10 protein-coding genes are annotated in these 15,536 nt (G+C 70.7%); 6 read left to right on the forward strand and 4 right to left on the reverse strand.

The window, feature by feature from the left end; translation table 11 throughout:
* Positions 1–9: 9 nt before the first annotated feature.
* The 3 genes from O6P37_RS25845 to O6P37_RS25855 all read left to right on the forward strand — a co-directional run bounded on the left by O6P37_RS25845 (position 10) and on the right by O6P37_RS25855 (position 4,000).
* A complete protein-coding gene (locus O6P37_RS25845) occupies positions 10–2,814 on the forward strand; it encodes a helix-turn-helix transcriptional regulator (RefSeq protein ID WP_269896769.1) in 2,805 nt (934 codons plus the stop codon).
* A 126-nt stretch (positions 2,815–2,940) separates the two neighbouring features.
* Positions 2,941–3,555 carry a sigma-70 family RNA polymerase sigma factor gene (locus O6P37_RS25850; RefSeq protein WP_269896770.1) on the forward strand — a complete coding sequence of 205 codons (615 nt, stop codon included), beginning with the start codon at positions 2,941–2,943 and terminating at the stop codon, positions 3,553–3,555.
* 16 nt (positions 3,556–3,571) lie between these two features.
* Complete coding sequence (locus tag O6P37_RS25855; protein WP_269896771.1) at positions 3,572–4,000, forward strand: cupin domain-containing protein; 429 nt, start codon at positions 3,572–3,574, stop codon at positions 3,998–4,000.
* Here O6P37_RS25855 and O6P37_RS25860 read toward each other — a convergent pair.
* Positions 3,997–5,235 (reverse strand): cytochrome P450, encoded by a 1,239-nt coding sequence (locus O6P37_RS25860; RefSeq protein ID WP_269896772.1) that lies wholly within the window; start codon positions 5,233–5,235, stop codon positions 3,997–3,999. The genes O6P37_RS25855 and O6P37_RS25860 overlap by 4 nt on opposite strands.
* A 169-nt stretch (positions 5,236–5,404) precedes the next feature.
* Here O6P37_RS25860 and O6P37_RS25865 point away from each other — a divergent pair, with 169 nt between their 5' ends.
* Positions 5,405–8,698, forward strand: a complete 3,294-nt coding sequence (locus tag O6P37_RS25865) for a helix-turn-helix transcriptional regulator (protein WP_269896773.1) — start codon at positions 5,405–5,407, stop codon at positions 8,696–8,698.
* Between the two features lie 13 nt (positions 8,699–8,711).
* Here O6P37_RS25865 and O6P37_RS25870 read toward each other — a convergent pair whose 3' ends face one another.
* Positions 8,712–11,075 (reverse strand): flippase-like domain-containing protein, encoded by a 2,364-nt coding sequence (locus tag O6P37_RS25870; RefSeq protein ID WP_269896774.1) that lies wholly within the window; start codon positions 11,073–11,075, stop codon positions 8,712–8,714.
* Positions 11,076–11,226: 151 nt separating this feature from the next.
* Here O6P37_RS25870 and O6P37_RS25875 point away from each other — a divergent pair, with 151 nt between their 5' ends.
* Both O6P37_RS25875 and O6P37_RS25880 read left to right on the forward strand, forming a co-directional pair.
* Entirely contained in the window at positions 11,227–11,934 is a 708-nt protein-coding gene (locus O6P37_RS25875) for a GAF and ANTAR domain-containing protein (RefSeq protein WP_269896775.1), read from the forward strand.
* Between the two features lie 36 nt (positions 11,935–11,970).
* Complete coding sequence (locus O6P37_RS25880; RefSeq protein WP_269896776.1) at positions 11,971–12,729, forward strand: GAF and ANTAR domain-containing protein; 759 nt, start codon at positions 11,971–11,973, stop codon at positions 12,727–12,729.
* Here the strand turns inward: O6P37_RS25880 and O6P37_RS25885 are convergent, their stop codons facing one another.
* A complete protein-coding gene (locus O6P37_RS25885; protein ID WP_269896777.1) occupies positions 12,730–13,536 on the reverse strand; it encodes a GAF and ANTAR domain-containing protein in 807 nt (268 codons plus the stop codon).
* 48 nt (positions 13,537–13,584) lie between these two features.
* A complete protein-coding gene (locus O6P37_RS25890) occupies positions 13,585–15,219 on the reverse strand; it encodes a fatty acyl-AMP ligase (protein ID WP_269896778.1) in 1,635 nt (544 codons plus the stop codon).
* Positions 15,220–15,536: the final 317 nt, after the last annotated feature.

The following is a 15,536-nucleotide window of genomic DNA, read 5'->3' on the forward strand; positions in this document are numbered from 1 at the left end:
GTGGAGGCGATGGCAGGCAGAGGCCGAGGACAACGGTTGCGCGGACGCTCCGGCGAATCGGAGGCGCTGCGCGCACTGCTCGCGTCGGCCCGGTCCGGCAGCGGCCAGGCCCTGGTGCTGCGCGGCGAGGCCGGCGTGGGCAAGACGGCCCTGCTCGAACAGCTCGCCGAGGGCGCCGCCGGATTCCACATCGCCCGCGTCGGCGGCGTGGAATCCGACATGGAACTCGCCTTCGCAGGCCTTCAGCAACTGTGCGCGCCGCTGCTCGGGCAGCTCGACTCGCTGCCCGAACCTCAGCGCGAGGCACTCAACGTCGCCTTCGGCCGCGGTGCGGGCCCGACCCCCGACCGGTTCCTCGTCGGGCTCGCGGTGTTGAGCCTGATGGCCGCCGCCGCCGAGGACCAGCCCCTGCTGTGCATCGTCGACGACGCCCAGTGGCTCGACGAGGTGTCGGTGCAGACGCTGGCGTTCGTCGCCCGCCGGCTGCTCGCCGAGCCGGTCGCCATCGTGTGCGCGGCGCGCGACGAGGGCGCCGAGGCGCTGGCCGGCCTGCCCGCGCTGGCGGTCGGCGGCCTGTCCGACAGCGACGCCCGCGAGCTGCTCGACTCCGTGATGGTGGGCCGCATCGACCCGCGGGTGCGCGACCGCGTGGTCGCCGAGACCCGGGGCAACCCGCTGGCCCTGCTGGAGATGCCGCGCAACAACCCGGCGTCCGAACTCGGCGGCGGCTACTTCGCCGTCGGCGCCGGCCGGTCGGCGGGCCAGATCGAAGAGGGCTTCATCCGCCGCATCGAGGCGCTGCCGCCCGACACCCGCAGGCTGCTGCTGCTCGCGGCCGCCGAACCCGTCGGCGACGCCGCCGTGTTCCTCGGTGCCGCAAACCAACTCGGGATACCGATCGGCGCGCTCGGCCCCGCCGAGGCCGAAGAGCTGATCGAGTTCGCCGGCCGCATCCGGTTCCGCCACCCTCTGGTGCGCTCGGCCGTCTACCGTGCGGCCGACCTCTCCGAACGCCGCGCCGTGCATCAGGCGCTGGCCGACGCCACCGACCCGGCGCTCGACCCCGACCGCCGGGCCTGGCACGCCGCCACCGCGGCCACCGGACCCGACGACGCCGTCGCCGCCGAACTCGAAGCCTCGGCCGATCGTGCCCAGAGCCGCGGCGGCATCGCGGCCGCGGCGAAGTTCCTCGAGCGCGCCGCCGCGCTGACCGCGGACCCCGCGCACCGCAGCGCCAGAGCGCTGGCCGCCGCCCGCGCCAAACGCGACGCCGCGGCGCCGGCCGCCGCACATGAACTGCTGTCCATCGCCGAAGTCGGACCACTGACCGATCTGCAGCAAGCCCAGGTCACCCGGCTGCGCGCGCAGATGGAGTTCGTCCGCGCCCGCGGCGGCGACACCCGCGCCAAGCGGCTCGCCGACACCGCGCCCGCGCTGCTCGACGCCGCCAAGCAGCTGATGGGTGTCGACGACTTCTCCTCGCGTGAAAGCTATCTCGAGGCCATCGCCGCGATCATCTTCGCCGGGCGACTCGGTGACCCCGGTGCGCTCACCGATGCCGCCGCGGCCGCCCGCACCGCGATCGGTGACGCCGAGGACTTCCCGCGAGCAGTCGACTACCTCCTGCGGGGGTGGGCGATCCGCATCACCGACGGTGTGCGGGCGGGCAGCCCGGCGCTGCGGGCGGGGCTGGACCACATGCGCGCCCAGGCCCGGTCCAACGACGTGCACGTGCTGCGCTGGCTGGTGCCCGCGTTTCCCGTGCTGCAGGAGTCCGCGGCACTCGAACTGTGGGACGAGGCGCTGCTCGACGAACTGTCCACCGCCGCGGTGCGTCGCGCGCGCGAGGCCGGTGCGCTGGCCGGGCTGCCGCAGACGCTCGGATACCGGGCCGGCTTCCATCTGCTGACCGGCGAATTCAACACGGCCGCAACGCTCATCGAAGAGGCGCAGTCGATCATCAGGTCGACCGGCTACTACTCGCCGATCACGCACCAGTCCATGCTGCTCGCCGCGTCGCGGGGGGTGGCGGCCGATGCCGTCGAGATGTTCGAGGCCACCACCGCCGAAGCCGGTGCCCGCGGCGAAGGCCGGCTGCTCGGCGTCGTCGGCCACGCCGCCGCCGTGCTGTACAACGGGCTGGGCCGCTACGAGGAGGCGTACGTCGCCGTCAGCGACGCGGCCGCGCGCGAGGACCTCGGAATCCACGGTTGGGCGCTGTTCGAACTGGTCGAGGCGGCCGTGCACACCGGTGAGCGGGCGGCCGCGGTCAGGGCGCTGGCCGCACTGCAGGAGCGCACCCTTGCCGCGGGGACCGACTGGGGTCTCGGGGTGCTGGCCAGCACGCGGGCCCTGTTGCACGACTCCGCGGACGAGCACACCGTCGACGCCCTGCACACCGAAGCCGTCGAGCGGCTCACACGCACGAAGGTCGTCGTCCACGTGGCGCGGGCCCAGCTGCGCTACGGGGAATGGTTGCGCCGCATCAACCGTCGCATCGACGCGCGCAGACAGCTCAACGCCGCGCACGACCTGTTCAGCCGGATGGGCGCCCAGGCGTTCGCCGAGCGGTCCCGCCGCGAACTCCTGGCCACCGGTGAAAAGGTGCGCAAACAGCCGATGGCCTCCGGTGACCGGCTGACCGCGCAGGAGGCGCAGATCGCCAAGCTGGCCGGTGAGGGCCTGACCAACCAGGAGATCGGCGCGCAGCTGTTCATCAGCACCCACACCGTCGAGTGGCACCTGCGCAAGGTGTTCGTCAAGCTCGGCGTCACCTCGCGCCGGCAGCTGCGCACGGTCTCGTGGGCCGTCTGACCCCTGGCCCCGGGGTGTCCACCACGGACCACTGACTACGGACCACGGGTTTCCAAGGGTCCCCCCGGGCCCCCCAGCCGCGAGTCTGAGTAGGACATCGACATCCCACTCACTCGGAGGTTCACCGTGAAGGTCGTAGCAACCGGCACCACCGCGACGGCCCGGCCCGACGCCGAGCTCGCCGCCCACTTCGCCCGCGGCGTCGAGCCGCTTCTCGACGTCCTGCTGCGCGGCGCACGGAGGTTGACGCGCAACGACGCCGACGCCGAGGACCTGCTGCAGGACACCCTGCTGCACGGCTTCGCGGGATTCCACAACTTCCGGCCCGGTACCAACCTGCGGGCGTGGCTGTTCCGGATCCAGTACAACCGCTGGGTGAGCACGTACCGCAGCAAGCAGTCGCGGGTCACCGAGACCGCGTTCGACGAGATCCACGACTGGGACCTGGCCGCCAGCGCGTCCCACGAATCGGCCGGCCTGTGGTCGGCCGAGGACGAGGTGCTGAACCGCCTGCCGGACAACGACATCAGGGCCGCTCTGCAGAGCCTGCCGGAGGGCTTCCGCGCCGCGGTCTACTACGCCGACATCGAGGGTTACACCTACGCCGAGACCGCCGCGCTGATGGACGTCCCGATCGGGACCGTCATGTCGCGGATCTACCGGGGCCGCGAGCGGTTGCGTGTCGCACTGGCCCACCGCGCCAAGCGCGTCGACGCCGCAGCCGACCACCAAGCCGCCTGAGGAAACGAGGAGACCGATGCCGCAGAACAAGGACTACGACGACGCCTGGCACACCGCCCTGACGGTGCTGCAGGAGGTGCAGCCGCCGGTCATTCCGGCCGGCGCCCATGCGATGACGGTGCACATCGAATATCCGCCGGCCAACCGCGGCACCCCGCCGCACCGGCACCCCGGCGGCCCCGCCTTCGGGTACGTGCTGGAGGGCGAGATGCTCTTCGAGTTGGAGGGCGAGGCGCCCCGTGTCGTGCGGGCGGGCGAGGCCTTCTGGGAGCCCGGCGGTGACGTCATCCACTACCAGGACGGCAACAACCGCGACGACGTGAAAGTCCAGTTCACTGTCACCATGCTGTGCGTGCCCGGGCAGCCGATGCTCGAGATGGTGGGCGAGGAGGAACTGGCGCGGCGCCGGCATCTGCGCGTGGCGCCCACGCCGGGACAGCGCTAACCACCGAACGCCACAGGCACCGTGCCGGGCCCGGTGACTCCCGCCATCGTCGGCCACGGCGCCGGCCCCGTCCGACGCAGATCGGGCATGCGCTGCGCCATCAAGGTCAGCGCCCGGGTGAGCTCGAGGCGGGCGAGGTGTGAGCCGAGGCAGTAGTGTGCACCGCTGCCGAAATTCAGAACGCCGACCGACTTCTCGCGCGTGATGTCGAAGCGCTCGGGATCGGGGAACGCCGCGGGGTCGCGATTCGCCGCCGCGACGTTCGCGAAGACGATCGTGCCCGCGGGAATCGACACCCCGCCAAACGCGACGGCTTCGGTCGTGATCCGCGGCGCGTTGAAGCCGATGGGCTGGTACCGCATCACCTCCTCGACCGCCGCAGGCACGAGTGCGGGGTGTTCGCCGAGCATCGCCCACTGGTCGGGATGGTCGCAGAACACCGAGACGGCGGCGGCGAGCTGGTTGCGGGTGGTGTCGATGCCCGCGCCGAGGAGCGCGACCGCGAGGGACAGCAGCTCCTCATGGCTGAGTTCTTCGCCGCCGTCCTCCGCGCGGATGAGGTCCGAGATCAGGTCGTCGGTCAGTGCCCGGCGCCGCCGGGCGATCATGTCGTCGAGGTAGGCGTCGAGCGCCTGCCATGCCCGGATGATGCGATCCGCGTTGGCGGCGAGGTCGAACGTGAAGATCATGCTGATGTCGGCCACCCAGCCGGAGAACAGCTGCCAGTCGCTGCGCGGTGCGCCCAGCAATGCGCAGATGACCGGGATCGGGAACTGTTCGGCGACGTCACTCACGATGTCGCACCGCCCCGCGGACACATGCGCGTCGACGAGGTCGGTGATGACGTCGACGACCAACGTCTCCAGCCGCGCGGTGGCGCGAGGCGTGAACGCCTTGGCCACCAGTCGGCGCAGCCGGAGATGCCGCTCGCCGTCGATCGCCAGGATCAACGACGTGATCCGTTGCCACAGCGGCCCTTCGGTGACCCCCTGCAACTCGGTCAGCGGACGATGGGCGACCGCGAACCGTGGGTCCCGCAGCACGGCCCGCACCAGTTCGTAGGTGAGCACTTCCGGCCCCAGCGCACCCATGGCGATCGGTGCGCGCAGGCGCGCTTCGGCGATCGCGCGATGGGCCTCCTGCGGGTCGTGGACGTGCAGGTAGTCCAGGACCGGAAGGTCGGCGTCGAAGACGCCGGTCCCAGCCGCGGTGTCAATGGTCCTCGAAATGGTCATGGTGATCCTCCCTGTGGTGTGACTCGAGAATCGCCGTGCGCCGGGAGCCGACCATCGGTCGAACCGCGTATCCGTGTGGGTGAGGGGGTCGTAGATGCGCCCCGCACGGGCGCGCGAGTACGCGGTTGTGCCGACGTTTTCTCCGCGCCGACGCGCCAGGCTGGCTAGCATGATCGACATTGCAACCCCGCTGAACTGGGGGGATCTGGGCGTGGGTGGACTGGTACCAACCGGGACGGTGACGCTGCTGCTTGCCGACGTCGAGGGATCGACCAGGCTGTGGCAGAGCCGGCCCGATGCGATGACGGCGGCGTTCGAGCGCCTCGACCGGGTGCTGGCGCGCGTGGTGGACGCGCATCGCGGGGTGCGGCCGGTCGAGCAGGGCGAGGGTGACAGCTTCGTGGTGGCGTTCGGCCGGGCCAGCGATGCGGTGGCCTGCGCGTTGGAGCTGCAGCGCGCGGAGCTCGATCCGATCCGGTTACGCATCGGGATCCACACCGGCGAGGTGCAGCTACGCGACGAGGCCAACTACATCGGCCCGACGATCAACCGCACCGCGCGCCTGCGCGACCTCGCCCACGGCGGGCAGACCGTGATGTCCAGCACCACGGCCGATCTCGTCGCCGACCGGCTACCCACCGACACGTGGCTGACCGACCTCGGCAGCCATCCCGTTCGCGATCTGCCGCGGCCCGAACACGTCACGCAGCTGTGCCACCCCGAGACGCGCAACGAGTTCCCGCCCCTGCGTACCGCGAAACCGGCTCGGGCCCACAATCTTCCGGCGCAACTCACGAACTTCGTGGGACGCCGCGCAGAAATGACGGAGTTGCGCCGCAGCCTCGGCGCGCATCGGCTGGTCACGCTGACCGGTGCCGGCGGGTCGGGCAAGACACGGCTCGCCGTGGAGGTTGCGGCCTCCGTCGTCCCCGACTTCGGGGACGGCGCACGGTACGTGGACCTCGCTCCGATCACCGATGCGGATGCGGTCGCGGCCACCGTCGCGCAGGCTCTCGAGCTCCCCGAACACCCGGGCCGGTCGCCCATGGACACGGTGCTGCGGTTCGTCGCCGACCGGCGGCTGCTCCTGGTCCTCGACAACTGCGAACACCTGCTGGACGGGTGCGCCGATTTGACCACCGCGCTGTTGAGCGGGTGCCCGGAGTTGACGATCCTGGCGACCAGCCGGGAGCCGATCGGCATCGCAGGCGAGGTCACGTGGCGCGTCCCGTCGCTCGGCTTGGACGACGAGGCCGTCGACCTGTTCTGCGACCGGGCTCAGCGGGCACGCCCGGACTTTCGTGTCGCCGGTGACGACGCCGCGACGGCACGGGAGATCTGCCGCAGGCTCGACGGCATGCCGTTGGCGATCGAGCTCGCCGCGGCCCGGGTCCGCGCACTGTCGCTCACTCAGATCCTCGACAGCCTGCACGATCGGTTCCGGCTGCTGACAGGAGGTGCGCGCACCGCGGTGCGCCGCCAGCAGACGCTGCGCGCATCCGTCGACTGGTCGTACGCCCTGCTCACGGAGCCCGAGCGGGTGCTGTTCCGCCGGCTCGGCGTCTTCATGGGCGGGTTCGACCTCGCAGCCGCCCAGGGGGTCGGCGCCGGCAGTACGGTCGAGCAGTACCAGGTGATGGATCAGCTGGGCCTGCTGGTCGACAAGTCGCTCGTCGTCGCCGACGACGCCTCCGGGGCGATGCGGTACCGGATGCTGGAGACGGTGCGCCAGTACGCACTGGAGCGACTCGGCGAGTCCGGAGAGGCGGACGCCGTCCGGGACCGACACCGCGACCACTACACCCAGACGGCCGCGGGCCTCGCGTCGTCGCCGCGCAGCGAGGACAACCAGCAGACGATCGACCTGGCCGACGCCGACATCGACAACCTGCGGGCCGCCTTCACGTGGAGCCGCGAGCGCAACGAGATCGAAGACGCATTGCGGCTGGCGTCCGCGCTGCAGTCGTTCTGGTTGGCCCGCGGGCGTTTTCGGGAGGGCTGGGAGTGGTTCGACGCCGTGTTGAGCGACCAGCCCGGCGAAGACGTGTCTTCCGCGGTGTGGGCGTGTGCGGCGGCCGACCAGGGGGTGCTCTCACTCTGGGCCGTACACCCGGTCAACATGGCGAGGGCGCGATCGGCGTTGGCCACCGCCCGGAGGCTGGAGGACCCCGCGTTGATCGTGGGGGCGCTCAACGCATCCGCCTCACTCACTCTGCCCGAGCCGGAGACATCGAAAGCCTTCATGGACGAGGCGGCCGTCGTGGCGCAGGCCTCGAAGGACCCGCGGCTGCTCTGCAGGGTCAGGCTGATCCAGGCCATCGCGGGCTCCTTCTCGGGCGACCCGATGAGCGCGCGCGGCCCGGCCGAGGAGGGGCGCGACCTCGCCGATCAGCTCGGCGACCGGTTCATGTCCTGGAACATCCGGACCTGGCTCGGCCTCACCCTGTACATGCTGGGCGACCTCGACGAGGCGGAGCGCGTGCTTCGCCCGTCGGCGCAGCAGGGCGCCGCGACCGGCGAGCGCTTCATGACCACCTTGGCCAACATCGGTCTCGCCCAAACACTCTCGTCGAAAGGGCAGTTGGCGGCCGCGCGGGCCTGCGGCGAGACGGCCCTCGTGAACTCGACGGCGATGGGCGGGTGGGCGGAGGACACCACGCACGTGGTCCTGGCGGTGACCGCGTTGGCCGAGGGGGACGGGCCCGCCGCCAAGAAGGCGTGCGAGACGAGCTGGCAGCACACCGTGCCGCAAAGGGTGGTGTTCATCCGGAGCATCAACCCGATGGCCGAGGCATTGCTGGCCTGCGGCGAGGTGGTCGCGGCGCGACAGTGGGCCGACGACACCGTCGCGATCGTGTTGGGCTGGCACAAGATGTCGGCCCTGCAAGCACGCGCCCGCGTCGCGATCGCGCAGGGCGAGACGGAGCAGGCCGCGCGGGATGCGTACGAGGCGTTGGCGATCTGCGCGCGCACCCACGGATATCTCTGGGTGGCTGAGATCGTCGAGTGTCTGGCGATCCTCATGGTCGGCAACGGCGAGCACCAGATCGCCTCGCGCCTGCTGGGGACCGCGGATGCGATGCGATCACGCATCGGCAGCGTGCGATTCAAGATCCACCAGGTGAGCTACGACGAGGCGGCTCGCGAGGCGCGGACGGCCATGGGCGCAAACGAGTTCGAGGCCGCCTACGCCGAGGGGGCGGGCCTGTCCACCGAGGAGGCGATCGGCTACGCCCAGCGCGGACGCGGCGAACGACGGCGACCGTCGAGCGGGTGGGAATCGCTGACACCCGCCGAACTCGACGTCATCCGACTGGTCAGTGACGGCCTGTCCAACAGGGAGATCGCGACGCGCCTGTTCATCTCGCCGCGCACCGTGCAGACACACCTCACACACGTCTACACCAAGCTGGGCTTGGCCTCCCGGGTGCAACTGGTCCAGGAGGCGGCGAGGCACGCGTGAGCCTGGCCGACCGCTAGATCATCTCCTTACGCGTCAGCCACCGCAGGATCGGCCAGCCCAGGAACACCGGCAGCCAGCACGTCAGCACCCGGTAGAGCAGCACCGACGGCACCGCCACCGCGGCGGGCACGCCGAAGGCGGCCAGGCCGCCGATCAGGGCCGCCTCCACCGCGCCGACACCGCCGGGGGTCGGCGCCGCCGACGCCAGCGTGCCGCCCACCATCGTCACCACTGTGACCGTGACCAACGACACGTCGCCACCGAACGCCGAGATGCTGGCCCACAACGCGAACGCCGCACCGAGTGTCGTTGCCGCACAACCCAGGACGATCAGTGCCAGGCGCCACGGCTCCCGCGCCAGCGCTGCCAGGTCACCGAGCAGCTCCTGCAGCCGCGGCCGCACCGCCGTCGCCAGCCAGCGCCGCAGCTTAGGGACGAACAGGAACGTCCCGAGCAGGCCGAGCGCGACCCCGCCGACCAGGTACAGCAGCGTCGCCGACGGCACGAACTTCGACAGGTCGGCCGACGCGCCTGCCACCGCGCTGAACAGGATGAGCAGCGAGACATGCGTGATCACCTGTACCGACTGCTGCAGCGCCACCGCGGTCGTCGCGCGCAACGCCCCCAGCCCGCCCTTCTGCAGGAACCGCGTCGACAGCGCAAGCCCGCCGACTCCGGCAGGAGTCGTCGTCGCGGCGAAGGTGTTGGCCACCTGCATGACTGTCAGGTACCGGAACCTGATCAACCCGTCCGAACAGGCCCACAGGGCCGCCGCCGCCCCGAGGTACTTGAGCGCCGACACCGCCAGCCCGAGCAGCGCCCACCACCAGTTCGCGGTGCGCAGCTCGGCGGCGAACGTCGGCACCGTCGCGAGGAACGGGTACGCGACGTAGACCAGCGCGCCGAGCAGCACCAGCTGGATGATCTGCCTGCGGGTGAACCGGGTGATGTTCTCCGCCTGGATCTTGTCGGCCCCGGTCTGGCGCATCACCTCCTCGCGCGCGGACTCGATGATCGCCTTGCCGTCGGCCACTGCAGTCCGGATGCGCTGTGGGACAGCGGATCTGGTCAATCGGCCGGACGCGGTCAGCACCTCTTCCCTGCCGAATGCCTCGATCGCCGCCTCGACTGCGGATTTCGGGTCGTAGACGCCGGCGGTCGTCGTCAACAGCTGGGCGATGTCGGACTGCAGCTGGGCGTCGGTGGCGCCGTACTCCGCGTAACCGAACCCGCCGAACAGCACCGTGCCCTCGTCGACGGTGATCTCGCTCGCCCTCAGGTCGCCGTGTGCGATCTGGTGCTCGTGCAAGACCCGCAGCGCGCCCCACACCTTCGACAGCGGGGTGTCGGCGTCGAGTGGGAGGCCGCGCACCGGCGAATGCGTGTACAGCGTCCAGCCGCGCTCGAGCGTGGCGATCGCCACCGTGGCGGTGTTGGCGACGCCGAGGTCTCCGATCGCGATCGCCATCAGCGCGCGGTGTTCGACCGTGCGGTGCATCGACGCGTGCAGGGGAGCGGTCTCGCTCGACCGCAGCCGCAGCTTGCGCCAGATCTGGCGCAACGCGCCGCCGCTGCGCTGATTGGGCCCGTACATCTCCACGGTCAGCCGGGCGCCGGACTCGGCGGTCGCCGTCAGCAGCAGCGGCCCCCGGCCCGCCGGGCGGGTGACCGTCAGCGCGGTCACCACGAACCCGCGCCGCGCCATCCTGCGCAGCGCGCTGTCCAGCGGCACCTCCAGCGCCGGTGTGCCGACCACGAGCACCACCAGCGCGCCGACGAACCAGCCCGCCGCCAGCCCGAGCACCGACCGGGCAGGCACGACGGCCGAGACCACCAGGTGGATCGGCACGAACGCCAGCAGCAGCGTCCACCACCAGCGCCGCCATTTCGCAGGCAGCCAGGGCCCCGACACCGTGAGCACCGCCGCCAGCATCGCGATCCAGCGCGGATCGTCGAGGAACTGCGAGAGCTGGGTGTCGAGCCGGTCGTTGAGATCGAAATGCCATTGCGGAGCGGCGATCCCGTTGCCGGTGATGGACAGCGCCAGGCCCGCGATGAACGCCGCGGCGGCGTAGGCGCCGAGCAGCCGCCACTGCCTGCCGACCAGCAGCCCGAACAGGATCATGAACGGCAAGGCCAGGATCGCCAGGCCATAGACCAGGTAGACCAGATTCGACTGGGTGGGCGTCAGGAAGCTGACGATCTCCGAGATCGACCGTTCGAGCGCGTCCCACTCGTAGCGGGTGATCAGCGAACTGGTCACCACCACGGCCAGCACCACAGTCGCGATGGCCAGGCGCAGGATGTCGTTCGTCCGTCGGGTCAGCGGCTGGAGAAGGCTCCCCGATACGGTGATTTCCCGCCCGTCGACCCGCATGATGCACCGATCTTCTCAGATCGACCGGCGGCGATCGTGACGCACGGCCCCGATGTGCTCGTCAAATACCCCGACGTAGAGGAGGCTGGACAGATGACCGCGTCTCCACTACACCCGGGGGCCTCCCGCACCCGGCAATCGTCGGCCTGACGTGGCCGTACATGAGCAGCTGCGCGCCGCGGTCGACGGCAGGCGCGGGACGGCGGCGGCGAACAACCTCTGCGAAGCGTGCGTGGCGGTGCTCGACATCGACGCCGCGGCCATCTCCCTGATCTTCAGCGGCGCCAGCAGCGCGACGATGGGCAGCAGCAGTGACCTGGCCCGGCAGTACGACGACCTGCAGTTCACCTTCGGAGAGGGGCCCTGCCTGGACTCGATCGCCCGCCGGGCCCCGGTCCTGGCGTCCGACCTGGCGCACCCCGAGGAGGTGCGGTGGCCCGCCTACGCACCGGCGCTGCTGTCCCGACGCATCCGGGGCGTGTTCGCGATGCCCGTCGTCATCGCCGGTGAATACGTCGGGGCACTCGACCTGTTTCGTCAACGACCAGGCCCGCTGCAGGCGGAGGAACTCTCCGGCGCCTTCGTCGCCGCCGAGGTCGCCGGCATCCCGCTGCTCGACCTGCTGGACGGGGACCTGCAAGCCGCTGCCAACGACCCCGGTAGCGACGCCTGGACCGAACTCAACGCGCTGTCTCGGGCCGAAGTCAGCCAGGCCACCGGCATGCTCGTGGCGCAGCTCGACGTGGACCCCACCGAGGCGCTGGTGCGGCTGAGAGCGCATGCCTACGCCACCGGCCGCAGCGCCACCGACGTGGCGCGCGACATCCTCGACCGCCGCCTGCGGCTGGACGCCGACTGACATGCCGGCGACCACGATCGCGACAAAGGAGGCCACGTGACCGACACGCCTCGCGAGACCCGCGTCCTGGAGGCGGTGGTCAAACTCGTGGACAGCCTGCTCGACGACTTCGACGTGGTCGACCTGCTCACCGAGCTCACCGAGCAGTGCGCCCAGCTGCTCGATGTGACCGCCGCCGGAATCCTGCTCGCCGACCCCCTGGACCAACTGCGATTGGTGGCCGCGACGTCCGAGCAGGCCCGCGAGCTCGAGCTGTTCCAGCTTCAGGCCGACGAAGGACCGTGCGTCGACTGCTACGCAACGGGTCAGCCCGTCTCGATTGCCGATCTCCAGACTGAGAGCGCCCGCTGGCCGCACTTCGTGCCCGCGGCGGTGGACGCCGGCTTCGTCGCGGTGCACGCGGTCCCGATGCGGGCCGCCGGTATCGTGCTCGGGGCGCTCGGACTGTTCGGCACCCACCGCGGCGAACTGAACGAGGCCGACCGGCTGGTCGGACAGACCCTCGCGCACGTCGCCTGCGTGGCGATCCTGCAGGAACATCCGGCCAACCCGTCGACGGTGTTCGGCAGGCTACGGGCCGCGCTGAGCAGCCGGGTCGTCGTCGAGCAGGCCAAGGGGTTCCTGCGTGAGACCCTCGACGTGTCCATGGACGAGGCGTTCACCCTGCTGCGGTCCTACGCGCGGGCCCACAACGAGCACCTCACCGACATCGCGCGGCGACTGGTGACCCAGCGCGCCGAGCGCCCGGCGCTGCTGTCGGGCATCGCCGCACTGCGCGTGCACCCGCCGGGCTGATCAGCTGCGAATCCTGGCCCGGGCTCGCCGGGCGGCCTCCTCGACCAGCCGTTCGGCGACGTCCCGCAGCTTGGCGTTCTCCGTCTGACTGATCTTTATCAACCGGTCGAAGGACTCCTCCGCGGTGCTGCCGGTACGGCTGCGCAGGATGCCGATCGCCTGGTCGATGACCGCGCGGCTCTCCAGCGCCCGGCGCAGTTGATCGGTGCGCTTCTGCGCTCTTGCCAGCAGCCTCGCGTTGTACACCGACACCGCCGCGGGCCCGGCGAACTGCGCACCCAACGTCACGGCATGCTCAGCGAACGCGTCGCGCTCGAACGCATAACCGTTGATGGCGCCGATCACCTCGTCACCGACGATCAGCGGCAGCGACAACGCCGAATGCACGCCCATCCGGGCGACGTGCCCGCCGAAGTGCGGCCAGCGCGGGTCGCAGCCCAGCGACCCGCTGACCACCGGGCAACGCGACCGCATGCTGGTGATGCACGGCCCCTCGCCGGTGGTCTCGTACTGCACGCTGTCGATCTGCCGGACGAAGTCTGCGGTGACGGACCAGCTCTCGATGCGCGGGGTGTCGCCGACCTTCTCGACCACGGTCAGGCCTGCGCCCTGCATGCCGGGAATCGCGTGCACGGCGAACTCGGCGACCTGCTGCATCAGCTCGTTCACCGGCTTCGCGCCGGCCACGATGCCCGCCACGCCGCTGAGCCCGGCGTACAGATCGGCCTCGTGCTCGTCCAGTTCGGCGCGCGACAGCTCGGGCTCGGGTGGGACCGCCCGGCCTGGCTGGCATTCGTAATCGCGCATCTGGCTGATGAATCTACCGAATGCCGACAACCGGTGTGGGGAGGTGGGTCAGGTGACCAGGGTGAGCGCGTGTGCCCGCCGCAGCTTGCCCGACGGCGTCTTCGGGATCGTGCCCGGTTCGAGCACCACGACGTTGCGGGGCCGCGCGTTCACCTCGGCGACGACCTCGTGCGCCACCTGGCGTTCGATGCGGCGCACCTCGTCGTGGTCCTGATAGCTCTTGGACTCCACGGCGACGGCGAACGTCTCCCTGGACCGTCCGGCCTCCAGCCGCACCGCCACCGCACAACCGGGCCGCACGCCGTCGACCCGCGCCGCGGCGCGCTCGATGTCGGTGGGATAGATGTTGCGGCCGGCCATGATGATGACGTCCTTGATCCGCCCGCAGACCACGACCTCGCCGGTCTCGGTCAGATAGCCGAGGTCACCGGTGTCGTACCAGCCCCGCTCGTCCTGCGCGGCGATGAAGCCGCCCACCGTCATGTAGCCCCTGGTCACCGGCGTGCCGCGGGTCTCGATGACGCCGACGGCCCTGGGCCGCATCTCCGCCCCGTCCTCGTCGACGACGCGCACCTCGAGGCCCTTGAGCGGCTTGCCGAGGGACACCAGCCGGCGGGTGTGGCCCTTGTTCGACGGCACCGCGCGGTGCAGGACGGACAGCAGATCGGCGTCGACCTCGTCGACCACCATGCCGCCGCCGCACTCGGAGAACGACACCGCCACCGTGGTCTCGGCCATGCCGTAGGCCGGGATGATCGCTTCGCGGCGCAGCCCGAAGGGCGCGCCGGCATCGCAGAGGTCCTCAACGTCGGCCGGATCGACCTGCTCGGCCCCGGACAGTGCCCAGCGCAGCGACGACAGGTCGAAGTCACCCGGCTTGGCCTGGCTCCGTAGCCGCTTGGCGAACAGGTTGTAGGCGAAGTTCGGGGCGGCCGTCATGGTGCCCTTGTACTTGTCGATGAGCTTGGCCCACAGCAGCGTGTCGCGCAGGAAGTCGATCGGCGTGACCTTGACCAGTTCCGCGCCGAAGTACATCGGAACGGTCAGGTAGCCGGTCATGCCCATGTCGTGGAAGCACGGCAGCCAGCTCACGATCACGTCGGTGTCGATGTCGAAGTCGCAGCCGACGATCATCGCCTCGGCGTTGGCCACGATGTTGGCGTGCGTGATCAGCACCGCCTTGGGCGATCCCGTCGAGCCCGACGTCAGCTGCATGAGCGCCACATCGTCGTCGTCGGTGTCGATCGGGTCGATCGGGTCGCTCTTCAGCAGGTTCTCGATGGTGAGCACCGTGATCCCGATGCCTTCCAGCACCGGCGCGGCGGCCATGAACGGATCGGATACCACCACGGCCTTGGCCTCGATCATCTCGATGACCGCGGTGGTCTCCTCGGCCCAGCGCACCAGGTCGGTCCGCGGGGTGGGCTGATGCAGCATGGTCACGCTGGCGCCGCGCATCCAGGCGCCCTGCGCGGTCGGCGCGATCTCCACCGGGGCGCCTGCCAGCACCGCGACGGCGTCGCCGTGGCCGATACCGGCCGCGGCCAGACCACCGGCCACCTGACGGGCGCGTTGATGCACCTCAGCCCAGGTCTGCCGGATCGGCGCGTGCGGCTCGCCGGTGTTGAGCCCCTTCAGGCTCCACTGGGCGTTGCGGTACATGGTCTCGGTGAATCTGCTCACGTGAGTCCCTCCGGTAGGTGCGCCGCAGGCGGCATCGGTGACATCCCGCCATGAGCAGGGCGAAGGCGCCCGTTCGGCTCAGGTGGGTGAATTGTGGGTGGTGACGGAAACTCGTCGGCGGGTGAACCCTTCGCGCTCACCTCGGTGGGTCCGTCGCCCCGGGAGAGGCACGGTGCTATGCGTGTCAGACGGTCTGACTGTACGGAGCCAAGCGCCATCGAACGAGCACCCTCGCGTGACGTCGTGATAACGATTGAACCCCCTGGCACGAGACTCCCCAGCCCCTCGGGCACCGTAATACGGCCGCGGTCACGTCG

The sequence above is a fragment of the Mycobacterium hippophais genome, assembly GCF_027529605.1.
GTDB lineage: Bacteria > Actinomycetota > Actinomycetes > Mycobacteriales > Mycobacteriaceae > Mycobacterium > Mycobacterium arseniciresistens.

What these genes read in the sequence shown, in the direction of transcription:
- O6P37_RS25845 (WP_269896769.1), top strand. Translation starts at nt 10, where the DNA reads ATGGCAGGCAGAGGCCGAGGACAACGGTTGCGCGGACGCTCCGGCGAA.
- O6P37_RS25855 (WP_269896771.1), top strand. Translation starts at nt 3,572, where the DNA reads ATGCCGCAGAACAAGGACTACGACGACGCCTGGCACACCGCCCTGACG.
- O6P37_RS25860 (WP_269896772.1), bottom strand. Translation starts at nt 5,235, where the DNA reads ATGACCATTTCGAGGACCATTGACACCGCGGCTGGGACCGGCGTCTTC.
- O6P37_RS25865 (WP_269896773.1), top strand. Translation starts at nt 5,405, where the DNA reads ATGATCGACATTGCAACCCCGCTGAACTGGGGGGATCTGGGCGTGGGT.
- O6P37_RS25870 (WP_269896774.1), bottom strand. Translation starts at nt 11,075, where the DNA reads ATGCGGGTCGACGGGCGGGAAATCACCGTATCGGGGAGCCTTCTCCAG.
- O6P37_RS25885 (WP_269896777.1), bottom strand. Translation starts at nt 13,536, where the DNA reads ATGCGCGATTACGAATGCCAGCCAGGCCGGGCGGTCCCACCCGAGCCC.